General features: G+C 56.1%; 12 protein-coding genes. 5 read left to right on the top strand and 7 right to left on the bottom strand.

Translation table 11 applies throughout. From position 1 onward, the window contains the following. Positions 1 to 49 precede the first annotated feature (49 nt). Positions 50 to 826 carry a transcriptional regulator ExuR gene (gene exuR / locus D9980_RS16930; protein WP_024483091.1) on the bottom strand — a complete coding sequence of 259 codons (777 nt, stop codon included), beginning with the start codon at positions 824 to 826 and terminating at the stop codon, positions 50 to 52. A gap of 117 nt (positions 827 to 943) precedes the next feature. Then, positions 944 to 2242, bottom strand: coding sequence for an MFS transporter (locus D9980_RS16925; RefSeq protein ID WP_121607918.1), 1299 nt, complete (start codon positions 2240 to 2242; stop codon positions 944 to 946). 396 nt (positions 2243 to 2638) lie between these two features. Between D9980_RS16925 and uxaC the strand changes: the two genes are divergently transcribed. From uxaC to D9980_RS16910, 3 genes are all read left to right on the top strand, one after another. Then, positions 2639 to 4051, top strand: a complete 1413-nt coding sequence (uxaC, locus tag D9980_RS16920; RefSeq protein ID WP_121607917.1) for a glucuronate isomerase — start codon at positions 2639 to 2641, stop codon at positions 4049 to 4051. A gap of 20 nt (positions 4052 to 4071) precedes the next feature. Next, positions 4072 to 5562 (top strand): UxaA family hydrolase, encoded by a 1491-nt coding sequence (locus D9980_RS16915; RefSeq protein WP_121607916.1) that lies wholly within the window; start codon positions 4072 to 4074, stop codon positions 5560 to 5562. A 76-nt stretch (positions 5563 to 5638) separates the two neighbouring features. After that, positions 5639 to 6199: a YgjV family protein gene (locus D9980_RS16910; protein ID WP_121607915.1), complete on the top strand. Its 561-nt coding sequence runs from the start codon at positions 5639 to 5641 to the stop codon at positions 6197 to 6199. Positions 6200 to 6385: 186 nt separating this feature from the next. On the opposite strand, the gene sstT is transcribed toward D9980_RS16910, so the two are convergent. From sstT to D9980_RS16890, 4 genes are all read right to left on the bottom strand, one after another. Continuing rightward, positions 6386 to 7621, bottom strand: coding sequence for a serine/threonine transporter SstT (gene sstT, locus D9980_RS16905; protein ID WP_121607914.1), 1236 nt, complete (start codon positions 7619 to 7621; stop codon positions 6386 to 6388). A gap of 293 nt (positions 7622 to 7914) precedes the next feature. Beyond that, positions 7915 to 8652 carry a glutamine amidotransferase gene (locus D9980_RS16900; RefSeq protein ID WP_121607913.1) on the bottom strand — a complete coding sequence of 246 codons (738 nt, stop codon included), beginning with the start codon at positions 8650 to 8652 and terminating at the stop codon, positions 7915 to 7917. Position 8653: 1 nt separating this feature from the next. After that, positions 8654 to 9634, bottom strand: a complete 981-nt coding sequence (locus D9980_RS16895) for a Gfo/Idh/MocA family protein (RefSeq protein WP_024483084.1) — start codon at positions 9632 to 9634, stop codon at positions 8654 to 8656. 89 nt (positions 9635 to 9723) lie between these two features. After that, entirely contained in the window at positions 9724 to 10230 is a 507-nt protein-coding gene (locus D9980_RS16890) for a M48 family metallopeptidase (RefSeq protein ID WP_021806929.1), read from the bottom strand. Positions 10231 to 10379: 149 nt separating this feature from the next. Here D9980_RS16890 and rlmG point away from each other — a divergent pair, with 149 nt between their 5' ends. Continuing rightward, a complete protein-coding gene (gene rlmG, locus D9980_RS16885) occupies positions 10380 to 11519 on the top strand; it encodes a 23S rRNA (guanine(1835)-N(2))-methyltransferase RlmG (RefSeq protein WP_024483083.1) in 1140 nt (379 codons plus the stop codon). A 39-nt stretch (positions 11520 to 11558) separates the two neighbouring features. On the opposite strand, the gene D9980_RS16880 is transcribed toward rlmG, so the two are convergent. Next, positions 11559 to 13580 carry an NADPH-dependent 2,4-dienoyl-CoA reductase gene (locus D9980_RS16880; protein WP_121607912.1) on the bottom strand — a complete coding sequence of 674 codons (2022 nt, stop codon included), beginning with the start codon at positions 13578 to 13580 and terminating at the stop codon, positions 11559 to 11561. A gap of 286 nt (positions 13581 to 13866) precedes the next feature. On the opposite strand from D9980_RS16880, the gene D9980_RS16875 reads away from it, so the two are divergent. Beyond that, a complete protein-coding gene (locus D9980_RS16875; RefSeq protein ID WP_121607911.1) occupies positions 13867 to 15486 on the top strand; it encodes an ABC-F family ATP-binding cassette domain-containing protein in 1620 nt (539 codons plus the stop codon). Positions 15487 to 15527: the final 41 nt, after the last annotated feature.

Here is a 15527-nt window from a genome sequence, read left to right as displayed (position 1 = left end):
CCGTTTTTACAATACCTGACATTCGGTGCGATTTCTTGACGCCAAAACCCTATTTGGTGGTGGTGGCCATGTTATCCAAATGGATCACCGGATTCTCGGCAAACAGGTAGCGATCGGCGTTGTATTCGAAATCGTCGGTGGTGGCATTGAACAGCATCTGCTTGGTGTTTTCCAGATGTTGCCACATGGCCAGTTTGGCACCGTGAGGATCTTTACGTATCAGCGCTTTAAGGATCTCATCGTGATCGTCGCACCAGCTGGCAATGGAGCGCTCATCGATATGTTCGTGCAGTTTGATCCAGTAAGGGTTGCTGACACGCTGAGCCCACATTTTTTCCACTATGGTGGCCATGGCGGTATTCTGGGTCGCCAGTGCGACCTGAACGTGGAATTTGAGATCCCATTGCGAATCGCGGAAGCGATCCTCTTTGCGCGCCTGCTCCTGGATCTCCATCAGTTGGACGATATCCTGTTTGGTCACCTGGGTGGCGGCGAACTCGGCGATGTTACTTTCGATCAACTGGCGCGCCTGTAGCAGTTCAAAAGGCCCAGAGGTAGCGAATTCGAGGCTTTCGCCCGGAACCACCAGGTGCTTCTGCTGGTTGGAGATCACATGGATGCCCGAGCCTTTGCGCACTTCGACGTAACCTTCCACTTCCAGCATGATGATCGCCTCACGCACCACGGTGCGGCTAACGTTCATCTCTTCTGCGATATAACGCTCGGCTGGCAGTTTCTCACCGACCGGGTAGACCCCGCCCTCAATGCGCCGTTTTAGCTCGGCGGCCAATTGCTGATAAAGGCGTCTGGTTTCAGTGAATTCCATAGTGAATACTCGGTGGTAGAAGGGCGTGATGCCATAGGACCTGTTATACCACTTATCCGTTGTAGCTGCTAGCGAGTCAGATGCGAAAAACCCGGCACAAAGGCCGGGCTGTGGGGGTTAGCTGCTGGCATCTGCCGTTTGTAATCGTTCCTGTTCCAGTTCGGAAACCGGCTTGTTTTGCAGCACGGTCCAGATCACGATGGCGGCCAGGATATCGAACACCGACAGGGCGGCGAACAGCGGGCTGAAGCCCATGGTGTCAGCCAATGCGCCGACCACCAGAGCGAACATGGTGCTCGCCGTCCAGGCGGCCATCCCGGTCAGCCCATTGGCGGTAGCGACTTCGTTGCGACCAAAGACGTCCGACGACAGGGTGATCAGCGCACCGGACAGTGCCTGGTGGGCAAAGCCCCCGATGCACAGTAAGGCAATGGCGACATAAGGGCTGGTGAACAAGCCGATCATGCCTGGGCCAATCATCAACACGGCGCCCAGGGTGACCACCAGTTTGCGTGAGACGATCAGGTTGACGCCGAAATGTTTTTGGAAGAATGGCGGCAGATAGCCACCCAGGATGCAGCCGAAATCGGCGAACAGCATTGGCATCCAGGCGAACATGGCAATTTCTTTCAGGTTAAAGCCGTAAGCCTTGAACATGAATAGCGGGATCCAGGCGTTGAAGGTCCCCCAGGCGGGTTCAGCCAGGAAACGCGGCAGCGCGATGCCCCAGAACTGGCGGTTACGCAGGATCTGCCAGGCGGACATCTTCTTGGCATTGCTGGTCTGGTGGTGCGCTTCCTGACCATCCAGAATGTAGCTGCGTTCTTCGGAACTGAGTTTCTTCTGGTCTTTCGGGTGCTTATAGAAGATCAGCCAGCAGATGGCCCAGATCAGGCTCAGGACACCGGTAATGATAAACGCCATTTCCCAGCTGTGCGCCACAATCGCCCAGACCACCAAAGGGGGAGCGAGCATCGCGCCCACCGAGGATCCGACGTTAAAGTAACCCACCGCGATGGAGCGCTCTTTGGCCGGGAACCATTCGCTACTGGCTTTCAACCCGGCAGGGATCATCGCCGCTTCGGCCATACCGACCGCACCACGGGCCATAGCCAGACCGACCCAGCTGTTGGCCAGCGCGGTGCCCATACAGAAGATGGCCCACAGGATGGCAAACATCGCATAGCCGATTTTAGTGCCGAGCACGTCGAGGATATAGCCTGCAACGGGCTGCATCAGGGTATAGCAGGCTGAATAGGCGGCAACAATATAGGAATACTGTTGGGTCGTGATCCCCAGTGAACCTTCCAGCGAGGGGGCTGCGACGGACATCGCATTGCGGGTCAGATAACCGAGCACGGTGCCGATAGTCACCAGGCCGATCATATACCAGCGTAAGCCTTTAATTTTACGCATCCCAAATCTCTCCCAGTCTAAAAATTTCGGCCACCGGCAAGCCTGTGGCGGTCATGGTGGTGATTCCTTTTCATCTGGTTGCCGGTATTCCGCTTACCGACGCCGTCCTGCGCGTTGCCATTGAACCGTGGTTATAAACCAGTAGCAGGGTGGCGAGAAGATAACTTGTCATACAGATTTAAAAGTTGAGTGATATCACAAAAACCATTATTTTTTTAAGTGATAATGCTGGTCATCATAAGGCATTGGTTTAATGGGAGTCGTCTGGATAGGCGCTTGGAAGCCGTAATGATGGGTTAACCAAGGTGAAATTTAGCTAGACTCCACGATGAATTGGTGTGATAACTTTCCAAAAGTTGACAGCAAGGCTAGCCAGGAAAAAGGTGAGGAACCCATATGGCCACGTTTTTGAGCGATGATTTCTTGTTAGACAGTGAATTTGCCCGCCGCCTGTATCACGACTATGCAGCAGATCAGCCTATTTTCGACTATCACTGCCATCTGCCACCGCAACAGATTGCCGAAAACACTCGTTTTAAAAACATGTACGATATCTGGCTGAAGGGCGATCACTATAAGTGGCGCGCGATGCGCACCAACGGCGTGGCTGAACGCCTGTGTACCGGCGATGCCTCTGACCGGGAAAAATTTGATGCCTGGGCGGCAACGGTGCCGCATACCATTGGCAACCCCCTGTATCACTGGACGCACCTGGAACTGCGCCGTCCGTTTGGCATCACCGGCAAGCTGCTCTCCCCGACTACCGCAGATGAAATCTGGCAGCGCGGCAATGAACTGCTGTCGCAGGAGGCTTTCAGCGCTCGCGGCATCATGAAACAGATGAAGGTCAAAATGGTGGGCACCACCGACGATCCGATCGACGATCTGCGCCACCATCAAGCCATCGCCGCCGACAGTAGCTTCGATATCAAAGTATTGCCAAGCTGGCGCCCAGACAAGGCCTTCAATATTGAAGCCGCTGGGTTTAATGACTATATGCAACAGCTGGAAGCCGCCGCAGACACGTCCATCAGCCGCTTCAGCGATTTGTGCGATGCGCTGAAAAAACGCCTGGATCACTTTGCCGCTCACGGTTGTAAAGTTTCCGATCACGCGTTAGACGTGGTGATGTACGGAGAGGCCGATGAGGCCACGTTAGACAAGATCCTGGCTCAGCGCCTCAGCGGAGAGCTGCCAACGCAGCAGCAGATTGCCCAGTTCAAGACCGCCGTCCTGCTGTTCCTGGCTGCTGAATATCAGCGCCGCGAATGGGTGCAGCAATACCACATCGGCGCGCTGCGTAATAACAATAGCCGGATGTTCAAGACTATCGGCCCGGACATTGGCTTCGATTCCATTAACGATCAGCCGGTAGCCGAATCACTGTCCCGCCTGCTGGATGCTCAAGCCAAGCAGGGGGCGCTGCCGAAGACCATTCTTTACTGCCTGAACCCACGGGATAACGAAGTGATCGGCACCATGGTCGGCAACTTCCAGGGTGAAGGTACGCCGGGCAAGATCCAGTTTGGTTCAGGCTGGTGGTTTAACGATCAGAAAGACGGCATGCAGCGCCAGATGACGCAGTTGGCACAGCTTGGGCTACTTAGCCGCTTTGTGGGCATGCTGACCGACAGCCGCAGCTTCCTTTCCTACACGCGTCACGAATACTTCCGCCGCATCCTGTGCCAGATGATTGGCCGCTGGGTGGAAGATGGCGAAGCACCGGCGGACATTGCGTTGCTGGGTGAGATGGTGAAAAACATCTGCTTCGACAATGCCAAACACTATTTCGCTATCGAATTAGCGTAGTTCTAGCTCGAGGTTGGTTTATGCAAAGCATCATAAAGATCCATGCAAAAGATAATGTGGCGGTCGCACTGTGTGATTTGGCGGCTGGTGACCAGCCTGTCTGGGAAGGGCAGGCGATCGCACTGGCGCAAGACGTTGCTCGGGGGCACAAGTTTGCTCTTGAGCCGATCGCTGCCGGTGAGATGATCGTCAAGTACGGCTTGCCGATCGGGCATGCGCTGGTGGCCATCGCTGCGGGCGAACATATTCATTCGCAAAATGCCAAAACCAACCTGAGCGATCTCGACAGCTATCAGTATCAACCGGAGTTCCAGACCTTACTGGCGCAGGCGGCAGATCGTGAGGTACAGATTTACCGCCGCAGCAACGGTGATGTAGGGATCCGCAACGAACTGTGGATCATCCCGACCGTGGGCTGTGTGAACGGCATCGCCCGTCAGATCCTGCAACGTTTTTTGAAGGAAACCCGGGAAGCAGAGGGGATCGACGGCGTACATCTTTTTAGCCACCCCTTCGGCTGCTCGCAGCTCGGCCAGGATCATGAAAATACACGCACCATGCTGCAAAATATGGTGCGTCACCCCAATGCTGGTGCGGTTCTGGTGATTGGCCTGGGCTGTGAGAACAACCAGGTGGATGCCTTCCGCACTACGCTGGGTGAATATGATGAGCAGCGCGTGCGCTTTATGGTTTGCCAGCAACAGGATGATGAAGTTGCCGACGGATTGGCACATTTGCATGCGCTATACCAGATTATGCGCGACGATCGCCGCCAGCCGGGCAAGCTCAGCGAGCTGAAGTTTGGCCTGGAATGCGGGGGATCGGACGGTTTATCGGGGATCACGGCCAACCCGTTATTGGGCTGCTTCTCGGATTATGTGATTGCCAACGGCGGCACCACGGTACTGACCGAAGTGCCAGAAATGTTTGGTGCCGAGCGCATTCTGATGAGCCGCTGCCGCGATGAAGACACCTTTGAAAAAACTGTCAGCATGGTCAACGACTTCAAACAGTATTTTATTGCCCACAACCAACCGATTTACGAGAACCCTTCACCAGGCAACAAGGCTGGGGGCATCACCACGTTAGAAGAGAAATCTTTGGGATGTACCCAAAAAGCCGGGCAGAGCCAGGTGGTGGACGTGTTGAAATACGGTGAGCGCCTGCGTCTGCCGGGGCTGAACCTGCTGAGTGCGCCGGGCAATGATGCGGTCGCTACCAGCGCGCTGGCGGGAGCAGGGTGCCATATGGTGCTGTTCAGCACCGGGCGGGGGACGCCTTATGGTGGCTTTGTGCCAACGGTAAAACTGGCGACCAACTCGGAGCTGGCGGCGAAGAAACCGCATTGGATCGATTTTGATGCAGGCCGCCTGATCCATGGCTTGCCGATGGCGCAGATGCTGGAGCAGTTTGTCGATCTGATCGTGGGCATTGCCGATGGCGCTCCGGCGCGTAATGAAGTGAATGATTTCCGCGAGTTGGCGATCTTTAAAAGCGGTGTCACGTTGTAAAGCCTAGCCAGCGGGAGTAGCATAAAACGGCGTTTTGTTTTAAACGCCTTGCTACTTCCGCCCCAGGATCTCCCTAATGACGTTTTATTGGTTTGCGCAGTCCGTTGGCGTGCTGGCTTTTTTGGTTGGTATCACCAGCTTTTTTAATCGCGATGACCAGCGTTTCAAACTGCAACTGTCGGGTTACAGCCTGATTATCGGCATCCACTTTCTCCTGATGGGGGCGAATGCTGCAGGGAGTAGCGCACTGCTCAGCGCCTGCCGCAACCTGGTCTCGATGAAGACTCGCAGCCTATGGGTGATGTGGATCTTTATCTCCCTCACGCTCATCATCGGTTTATCCCGTTTTCACCACTGGATCGAAATACTCCCGATCTGCGGTACGACCGTCAGCACCTGGGCGTTGTTCCGCACCCGGGGTTTAACCACCCGCTGTGTAATGTGGTGTTCAACGGCCTGCTGGGTTACCCACAACATCTGGCTTGGTTCGATCGGGGGTTCGCTGATTGAAGGCAGTTTCCTGCTGATGAACGGTTTCAACATTATCCGCTTCCGCCGCCTGCAACTGCGCGGCATCGATCCTTTTGCGGTCGAAAAAAAGGTGTCTGCCGAAGAGTGTCAGCCTATTAAGCAATAAAGTGCAGGTTGCTGAGATTACCTCCACGCTTCCAACAGAGCAGAGGCTATCAGCTCCCTCTCTGTGGGAGAGAATGTCAGCCCATTAAGTAATAAAATGCAGGTTGCTGAGATTACCTCCACGCTTCCAACAGAGTAGAGGCTATCAGCTCCCTCTCCCTGTGGGAGAGGGTTGGGGTGAGGGGACTTAGCGAACTTTCAGCGGATCTTCATTGGCCAAGCGCTGGTCTTCCGCCTGACAGGCCGCTGCGGTAAACAGCACGTCGGTGGAGGAGTTGAGCGCGGTTTCAGCCGAGTCCTGCAGTACGCCGATGATAAAGCCGACGGCAACGACCTGCATCGCAATTTCGTTAGGAATACCGAACATGTTGCAAGCCAGCGGGATCAACAGCAGTGAACCACCGGCCACGCCGGAAGCCCCACAGGCACAGATCGCAGCAACCACGCTCAACAGCAGTGCAGTCGGCACATCGACAGGAATACCCAGCGTATGAACCGCCGCCAGCGTCAGTACAGTGATGGTGATCGCGGCACCGGCCATGTTGATGGTCGCCCCTAACGGGATGGAGACCGAATAGGTATCTTCGTTCAGATTCAGCTTTCTGCTAAGTTCCATATTCACCGGAATGTTGGCTGCGGAGCTGCGGGTAAAGAAGGCGGTAACGCCACTTTCGCGCAGGCAGGTGAACACCAGTGGATAAGGATTACGGCGGATCTTCCAGTAAACGATCAGCGGGTTCAGCACCAACGCCACCAGCAGCATACAGCCGATCAGCACGAACAGCAGTTGGGCATAGCCCCACAGTGCGCTAAAGCCGGTATCGGCCAGGGTTGACGCTACCAGGCCAAAGATACCCAGCGGCGCACAGCGGATCACCGCACGAACCACCATGGTCACGGCATGGGACATATCGGTGATCAGCGATTTGGTGGTATCAGAGGCATGGCGTAGTGCCAACCCCAAACCCACGGCCCAGGCCAGGATGCCGATATAGTTGGCGTTGATCAGCGCATTGAATGGGTTCGCCACCACGCTCATCAGTAAGCCTTTGAGCACTTCAACGATGCCACCCGGCGGGTTGATATCGGTGGTGCCTACAGCCAGCGCCAGCGTGGAAGGAAAAATAAAGCTGATCACCACGGCGGTAAGCGCGGCGGCAAAGGTACCCAGCAGGTAGAGGAACAGGATGGGGCGGATATTGGTTTTTTGGCCCTGCTTATGGTTGGCAATGGAGGCCATGACCAACACCAGTACCAGCAGCGGTGCCACCGCCTTCAGCGCGCCAACGAACAACGAGCCGAGCAGGCCAACGGCTGCTGCAGAGGCTGGCGAAACCAGTGCCACCACAATGCCCGCTACCAGGCCGATCAATATTTGCTTAACCAGGCTGCCCTGAGTGATGCGTAGTAAGAGTTTATTCATGATGCGTTTGCGTTTCCGCTCCCTGAGAATGTGATGTACAGATTGCTGCGCCTCGGCTGAAACGTGGCCGGGCAACTTATCGTCATATCTGTAACTAAGTATGTTTGCTATGCCAGTATTCAGTAAACGGGGGATCTTGAAAAGGGGAGATGATGAAATTACCTGCATGGATCAATGATTGATAACATGCTGTTTACATTTGTGTGATCGTCATAACATTTGGCGTTTATGGCTATTTGCCAAATAATCGTGGGGCGTCTAGCGCCCCGGATAACAGATTATGGCGGCTAACCTCAACCGACCCCGGCCAATGCCTGCTGGACGCCAAGGCTGGCGACAAAGTCCTGCAGCAACAACTGGCTGAACGGGGTATCGCTAACCTGTTGTTGTTTAAGCCGATAAGATTGCTGCTTGGCCGGTTCCAACTCGCTGAGCCAGCTCAGGTAGCGCTGCATGATCGCCCCGTTAAATTCCGGGTGGAACTGGGTGGTCAGGGCGTTATCGCCGTAACGCAGGATTTGGCAGGCGTCCTGTTGCGAGCGGGCCAGCACTTCAGCCCCTGGCGGCGGTGTTAGTACGCTTTGCGCATGGATCAGGTTCACGTTGAAGCGAGCAGGCAGGGTAGCAAGACGCTTATCTGAGCGGGCAGCGGGCAATAACTCGATCTCGAGAGTGCCAACCTCCATGCCCTGTGGGTGGTAGCCCACCTCGCCGCCCAGCGCATAAGCCAGAAGCTGGTGGCCGTAGCACACGCCAAAGATCGGCAGATTGATTTGCATTGCCTGGCGCAACCATTCTGCCGCCCGTTCGCTCCAGGGAAGTCGTTCGGTCACCATCGCAGCTGAACCGGTGATCACCACGCCGCAGTAATCTTCCGGAGGCAGCGGTGTTTCACCGGCGAGGACGTGCACGATATGTACTCGATCGGCGTCGATATTCCCCTGTTTTAGGAACATCTGCTCAAAGTTGTCCTGCTCCTGCTGGATCATCTGCGGTGCATCACCGGTTTGCATCAACAACAGCGGTTTCATTTCATTCTCCGTCAGCGGGGAACACTACGCCGGTCTGGCGGCGGATCTCCGTCAGCAGGCTGGCGACGATCAGGGAATTCTCCAGGCCCACATGCTCGACCTGCCGTTTTTCCACCAGTTCGGCAAACACTTGTGCTTCATACAGCATGGTATTGATGTGTTGCGGCTGGGTCAGTACCTGGCTATTTTCACCGCGTGGCGTCAGCACCACGCCTTGGGCTTCGGAGATTTTTTCAATCACCAGCGTGCCTTCTTCACCCTGGATCTCGCTCGGAATGTCCGAGTTGCTGACCTTGGAATGGCTGATCACCACGTCAAAGTCACCATAGTTCAGGCACACGCTGCCGTGGGCATCCACCCCGGTATCAAGCAATGTTGCGCTAGCCAATACCGTTTGTGGAGCACCAAACAACGCCACGGTGCTGGCCACGCAGTAATAGCCAATGTCCATGATCGAGCCGTTGGAAAAGTGCGGGTTGAAGGTATTCGGATTTTCACCGGCCAGGTAACGGGGATAGCGAGAGGAGTATTGGCAATAGTTGATAAATGCCTTACGCAGTTTGCCAATCTTCGGCAATGCCTGTTGCAGGATAAGAAAATTGGGCAAGTGGGCGCTTTTGAACGCTTCAAACAGCACCACCTGATTTTCCCGTGCGCAGGCCACCAGTTGTTCCACTTCGCGCAGATTTGACGCCAGCGGCTTCTCGCAAATCACATGCTTTTTATGGCTTAGGAATAGCAGAGATTGTTGGCAGTGCAGAGAGTTGGGGCTGGCAATATACACCGCATCAATCACGTCGGATTGCGCCAGCGCTTCCAACGAGTCAAAGAAGTGTTCGACCGGATAGTTGGCGCCAAAGGCCTGCGCCTGTTCGAGCTTACGCGAATAGATGGCGGTCAGCCTCATCTTGCCGCTTTCGTGAGCCGCATCGATAAAACGTTCGGTGATCCAGTTGGTGCCGACAACAGCAAAGCGAATCATGGGTGACTCCAGTTTCCACAGGAAGATAGCTCAAGGAACCAGATTATCACGCCGCAGAGATTAGGCGAATATTTGCTTAAAAAGGCTGATTATTCATAGAGTTCACCGAATAATGAGAGATGGGTCAGATACAGGCGGGTATCAAACTCCAACTGGTGATAGCTGGGTTCCATATGGCAGCACAGGCTGTAAAACGCCTTGTTGTGGTCTTTCTCTTTCAGGTGCGCCAACTCGTGGACCACGATCATGCGCAGGAAAGGCTCTGGGGCGTTTTTAAACACCGTCGCCACGCGGATCTCGGCTTTGGCCTTCAGCTTGCCACCTTGCACCCGGGAAATGGCGGTATGCAGCCCCAAGGCGTGCTTCATCACCTGGATTTTGCTGTCGTAGGCCACCTTGCTCAGCGGTTGAGCATTACGCAGATACTGATTTTTCAGATCGACGGTAAACTGATAAAGCGACTTGTCGGTGGTGCAGCCATGAACCTGCGGATAGCGTTGCAACAAAACCTCGCCCAGACGCTGTTGCTGGATGAGTTGTTGCACCTGCATTTGCAGATGATCGGGGTAGCCTTGCAGGTAGCTCAGTTCAGACATGTTATTCAGTATTCAGTGGTAAACCGGGGCGAGCATTGTATGACGTTTTCTTGCTCAAATCCCTTAAAGGGTAATTAATCCCAAAAAACATTTTACTGCCGAGCGTTTTTAGGGGATAAACAGCCCAAATTTACTATTCAGGAGGGGCAATGAGCCAACTCGATCTGGGAACACAGCAACTTGAGCTGGAGCGTTATCCCCAACAGGAAGAAGCCACCCAGCTGCAGGCGTGGGAAGCGGCGGACGAATATCTGCTGCAACAGCTGGAAAATGTCGATATCGGTGAACGCCCGGTACTGATTTTTAACGACAACTTCGGCACGCTGGCCTGTGCCCTGCATGGCTATAAGCCTTACAGCATCAGCGATTCTTACATGAGCCAGTTGGCGACGCGCCATAACCTCAAGCTGAACGAGCTCGATGTTGAACAGGTCACCTTGCAAGACAGCCTGGCCGAACTGCCTGCCAACCCGGCGGTAGTGTTGATCCGTATCCCGAAAGCGTTGGCGCTTCTGGAGCAGCAATTACGTGCCCTGCGTGACGTGGTGGCACCCGATACGCTGATCGTGGCCGGTGCAAAAGCACGTGACGTGCATACCTCGACCATGCAAGTGTTTGAGCGAGTGCTTGGCCCAACCCGCACCAGCCTGGCCTGGAAAAAGGCCCGCCTGATTTATTGCCAGGTAGCTGACATCGTGCCACCGGCAGCGCCGGAAACCACCGACTGGCTGCTCGACGGCACGGACTGGCTTATCCACAACCATGCCAACGTGTTCTCACGCGGCAGTCTGGATATTGGCGCACGCCTGTTCCTGGAAAACCTGCCGAAGGATTTGCAGGGCCATATTGTCGATCTCGGCTGTGGCAACGGTATTATCGGTATGCGTGCCTTGGTGCAGAACCCGCAAGCGCAGATGACCTTCGTCGATGAGTCTTACATGGCGGTGGCGTCCAGCGAGTTGAACGTGGCTCACAATCTGCCGCAGGAGATGGATCGCTGTCAGTTTGAAGTGAACAACTCGCTGGCGGGCATTGAGCGTGAAAGCCTGCAGGCGGTACTGTGCAACCCACCGTTCCACCAGCAGCATGCGATCACCGATCACACCGCCTGGCAGATGTTCTGCGACGCCAAGCGCTGCCTGCAAGTGGGTGGCGAGCTATGGATCGTGGGCAACCGCCATCTGGATTACTACCAGAAGCTGAGGCGTTTGTTCGGCAACTGCACCACCGTGGCCTCCAACCAGAAGTTCCTGATCCTCAAAGCGGTCAAGTCTGGCGCGCGTTATTAATGTAGAGGCGCAGCATGCTGCGCCCGTCTAATCAATAGATTACAGAGCCATGGCCAGCCGCGTGCCCTGATCGATAGCGCGGCGGGCATCCAGCTCGGCAGCCACGTCGGCACCGCCAATCAGATGCACCGTTTTCCCCATCTCCAGCAGTGGTTGCTGCAATTCACGGCGCGGTTCTTGCCCGGCACAAATCACCACCGTATCTACCGGCAAGCAGCTTTCCTGCTCAGCACGTAGGATATGCAGCCCTTCGTCGTCAATCCGTTGATAGTTCACGCTATTGAGCATCTTCACGCCGCGTACCGCCAGGCTGGTGCGATGGATCCAACCGGTGGTTTTACCCAGGCCTTCACCGACCTTGCTGGTTTTGCGTTGCAACAGAAATATCTGGCGTGGCGAGGCTGGTACTTCCGGCCCTTGGGCGCTCAGCCCCCCGCGTTGCTCTAGCAGCGAATCGATCCCCCATTCGCGGTTAAACGCTGCCGGATCCAGGCTACTGGAGGTGCCGTGCTGGCTGAGGTATTCGGCGACGTCGAAGCCAATTCCCCCGGCCCCAATGATGGCGACCCGTTGCCCAACCGGTTTTTTATCGCGCAAAACATCGAGATAGTTCATCACCTTGGCGTGTTCGATGCCCGCAATCGCTGGCATACGCGGCACGATACCGCAGGCGAGGATCACCTCATCGAAATCCGCCAGATCCTGCGGTTGCACCTGCTGTCCCAGTTTCAGTTCCACTTCATTGAGCGCCAACTGACGGCGGAAATAGCGCAGCGTCTGGTGAAACTCCTCCTTGCCGGGGATTTGCTTGGCGATATTGAACTGGCCACCGATCTGCTCGGCGGCGTCAAACAGGGTTACCTGATGCCCACGGCTGGCGGCGGTGGTGGCAAACGCCAACCCGGCAGGCCCGGCCCCCACCACGGCCAGTTTTTTAGGCATTGCCGTGGCGATGAGTGGCATTTCGGTTTCGCGGCAGGCGCGAGGGTTGACCAGGCAGGAAGTGAGTTTGTGATCGAAAATCTGATCCAGGCAGGCCTGATTGCAGCCAATGCAGGTGTTGATTTCGTCTGCACGGCCTTCAGCAGCTTTCTGCACGAACGCCGCATCCGCCAGGAACGGGCGCGCCATGGAGACCATGTCGGCACAGCCATCGGCCAAAACCTGTTCCGCCACCGCCGGATCGTTAATGCGGTTGGTGGTGATCAGCGGGATCTTCACTTTGCCCATCAGCTTGCGCGTCACCCAGCTGAACCCGGCGCGTGGCACCATGGTGGCGATGGTAGGAATGCGTGCTTCGTGCCAGCCGATACCGGTGTTGATCAGCGTTGCGCCAGCCTGTTCGATCGCCACGGCAAGCTGTTCGATCTCCTGCCAACTGGATCCATCCTCCACCAGATCGAGCATCGACAGGCGGTAGATCAGAATAAATTCCGGCCCGGTCGCTTCACGCACGGCCCGCACAATCTCGACGGCGAAACGCATGCGGTTGCTGAAGCTGCCGCCCCATTGGTCGGTGCGCTGGTTGGTGCGCGAGACCAGGAACTGGTTAATCAGGTAGCCCTCAGACCCCATGACTTCTACGCCGTCATAGCCAGCCTGCTGAGCCAATGCCGCGCAGTTGGCGAAGTCGGCAATGGTTTGTTCAACTTCCTGGGTAGTCAGCGCCGCTGGGCTGAATGGGTTAATCGGCGCTTGCAGCGCCGAAGGGGCTACCGGCTGTGGCTGATAGCTATAGCGCCCGGTATGCAGGATTTGCAGGGCAATCTTGCCCCCAGCCTGATGGACAGCCTCGGTCACGATCCGGTGATGGGCAACCTGCTGTGGCTGGTTCAGGACCGATGCCCCGCGATACACCACGCCTTTCTCATTGGGGGCAATACCGCCTGTCACGATCAGGGCGACACCGGCAGCGGCCCGTTCGGCATAGAATGCTGCCATACGCTCGGGGCCATCAGGCAGTTCTTCCAGGCCAGTGTGCATCGAGCCCATCAGCACCCGATTTTTCAGGGTGGTGAAGCCGAGATCCAGCGGCGCAAGCAGGTTGGGGTAAGCACTCATTGCAGTCTCCAATCGGGTTTATCGTTATAGTTATAGACGACCCTCAAGTGGTCGGATGAGATAAATTTAGCCGTTGTCGGCGTACTTGGGAAACGCGGATGTGCTGAATGTGATAGACCTCATGTTTGCAATCGGTATAAAAGATCGGCTAACATCGGTTCGCCTTATCCCTTTTCTCTCTGCGGAGCCATTACCGAAAATGAACAACCACACCTGCTGATATCTGGCCCTATACCGAGCACGCTCGTGCCGTATGGGGAGGTTTTGATTTCATTCAGGAGTGCTTATGGCTCATTTTGCGCAGTCCCCTTATTTCGTTTTACATCAATTAACCTGTCAGTTTGCCAATGGCGAAACGCTGTTTGGCCCGCTTAATCTGGCCGTTGAACAGCTGCACTGTGGCCTGGTGGGGCGTAACGGCGTGGGAAAAACTCGCCTGCTACGTCTGATTGCCGGGCTGGATCAACCCGCGTCAGGTCATATTGAGACGCAGGCAACCTTCGCCTATGTGGCGCAGCAGCCGCACTTCACCGAACAGACGACCCTGGCAACGCTGCTGGGCTACGGCGAGGTGTTTGCCGCCCAGGCCCGTCTTGAGCAAGGTTGCCCACGGCTGGACGATATCGATCGTCTTGAGGGCCAGTGGGATCTGGCGGATCGGCTGAGCACGGCTTTTGCGGCGGCGGGATTGCCTGATTTTGACCCGCAACGGTCAGCCGGTGAGTTGAGTGGCGGCGAGCGTATGCGTGCGGCTTTGTGTGGCGCGTTAATGTCGAGGGCCGATTTCCTGTTGCTGGACGAACCGACCAATCACCTCGATAGCACGGGCCGTGAATGGCTGTATCAGCAATTGGCACAGTGGCGGGGTGGTCAGTTGATTGCCAGCCACGATCGACAACTGCTGGCGCGGATGCAGCGGATCGTCGAACTGACCCCCGAGGCACTGCGCAGCTACGGTGGCAATTATCACGATTACCATCGGCTGCGGGAGCAAGAGCAACAGGCGGCGCGTGCCCAACTGGAACATGCCGCGTTGGAAAGACGGCGCGTCCGCGCCCGCCAGCAGAAAGAACATGACAATTACCAGCGCCATTCCGCCCGCACGCTGAGAACCGTGGATTCGCTGAATATCGCCTCTTTTGAGAAAGCGGCCCTCAAAGGGGCTGCGCGCGACACGATGGGCACCTTGCGTAAACAGCATCAGGGGCAAAAGAACACGCTGGATGAAGCGGTGCGCGAGGCGAGGGAACGGGTTGAAGAAGATAACCCGGTGATGCTGACCTTACCGGGCAGCGCGGTGGCTGCGGGTAAGCAGGTGTTGGTACTGGAACAGTTACAGCTGCCGTTTGTCAGCTTACCGCCGCTCGACTGGCGGATGGATGGCCCGATGCGCGTCGCCATCACCGGCCCCAACGGCTGTGGCAAATCCACGCTGTTGAAGGTGATCCTGGGGCAACTGGCTGCCAGCGCTGGTCATTGCCATTGCTCGGTATCGCTGGCCTATCTCGATCAAAACCTGTCCCAACTCGATCTGACGCGTTCGGTGGTCGATCATCTGGGTTTACAGGATACCCCGCTGGCCGAAGGAGTGTTGCGTAGCCAACTAGCGCAACGGCAACTGAATGCCGACCGGGTCACGCTGCCGTTGGTGGCATTGAGTGGCGGAGAGCGGTTGAAAGCGGCGCTGGCCTGTGTGCTGTGGCGGCGTGAGCCTGCGCAACTCCTGCTGCTGGATGAACCGACCAACCATTTGGATCTGGCCTCATCGCAGGCAATTGAAGCGGCGCTAGCGGAGTTCCCGGGGGCGATGCTGGTGGTATCGCACGATGAGGATTTTTTGCAGGCGCTGCGATTGACCCATCGTTTGGCTTGGTCGGCAGCGGGTTGGTGCTTTCAAGCAATGTAACCCCGCCTGAGGGGCCAAGCTGGGGAGTTTTTGGTATACTT

It is taken from the genome of Serratia sp. 3ACOL1, assembly GCF_003668775.1.
Taxonomy (GTDB): domain Bacteria; phylum Pseudomonadota; class Gammaproteobacteria; order Enterobacterales; family Enterobacteriaceae; genus Chania; species Chania fonticola.
This window is presented reverse-complemented; position numbering and strand designations above follow the sequence as displayed.

Bases quoted from the DNA above. Each gene is read 5' to 3' on its own strand.
- exuR (WP_024483091.1), bottom strand. From the start codon at position 826: ATGGAATTCACTGAAACCAGACGCCTTTATCAGCAATTGGCCGCCGAG.
- D9980_RS16925 (WP_121607918.1), bottom strand. From the start codon at position 2,242: ATGCGTAAAATTAAAGGCTTACGCTGGTATATGATCGGCCTGGTGACT.
- uxaC (WP_121607917.1), top strand. From the start codon at position 2,639: ATGGCCACGTTTTTGAGCGATGATTTCTTGTTAGACAGTGAATTTGCC.
- D9980_RS16915 (WP_121607916.1), top strand. From the start codon at position 4,072: ATGCAAAGCATCATAAAGATCCATGCAAAAGATAATGTGGCGGTCGCA.
- D9980_RS16910 (WP_121607915.1), top strand. From the start codon at position 5,639: ATGACGTTTTATTGGTTTGCGCAGTCCGTTGGCGTGCTGGCTTTTTTG.
- sstT (WP_121607914.1), bottom strand. From the start codon at position 7,621: ATGAATAAACTCTTACTACGCATCACTCAGGGCAGCCTGGTTAAGCAA.
- D9980_RS16900 (WP_121607913.1), bottom strand. From the start codon at position 8,652: ATGAAACCGCTGTTGTTGATGCAAACCGGTGATGCACCGCAGATGATC.
- D9980_RS16895 (WP_024483084.1), bottom strand. From the start codon at position 9,634: ATGATTCGCTTTGCTGTTGTCGGCACCAACTGGATCACCGAACGTTTT.
- D9980_RS16890 (WP_021806929.1), bottom strand. From the start codon at position 10,230: ATGTCTGAACTGAGCTACCTGCAAGGCTACCCCGATCATCTGCAAATG.
- rlmG (WP_024483083.1), top strand. From the start codon at position 10,380: ATGAGCCAACTCGATCTGGGAACACAGCAACTTGAGCTGGAGCGTTAT.
- D9980_RS16880 (WP_121607912.1), bottom strand. From the start codon at position 13,580: ATGAGTGCTTACCCCAACCTGCTTGCGCCGCTGGATCTCGGCTTCACC.
- D9980_RS16875 (WP_121607911.1), top strand. From the start codon at position 13,867: ATGGCTCATTTTGCGCAGTCCCCTTATTTCGTTTTACATCAATTAACC.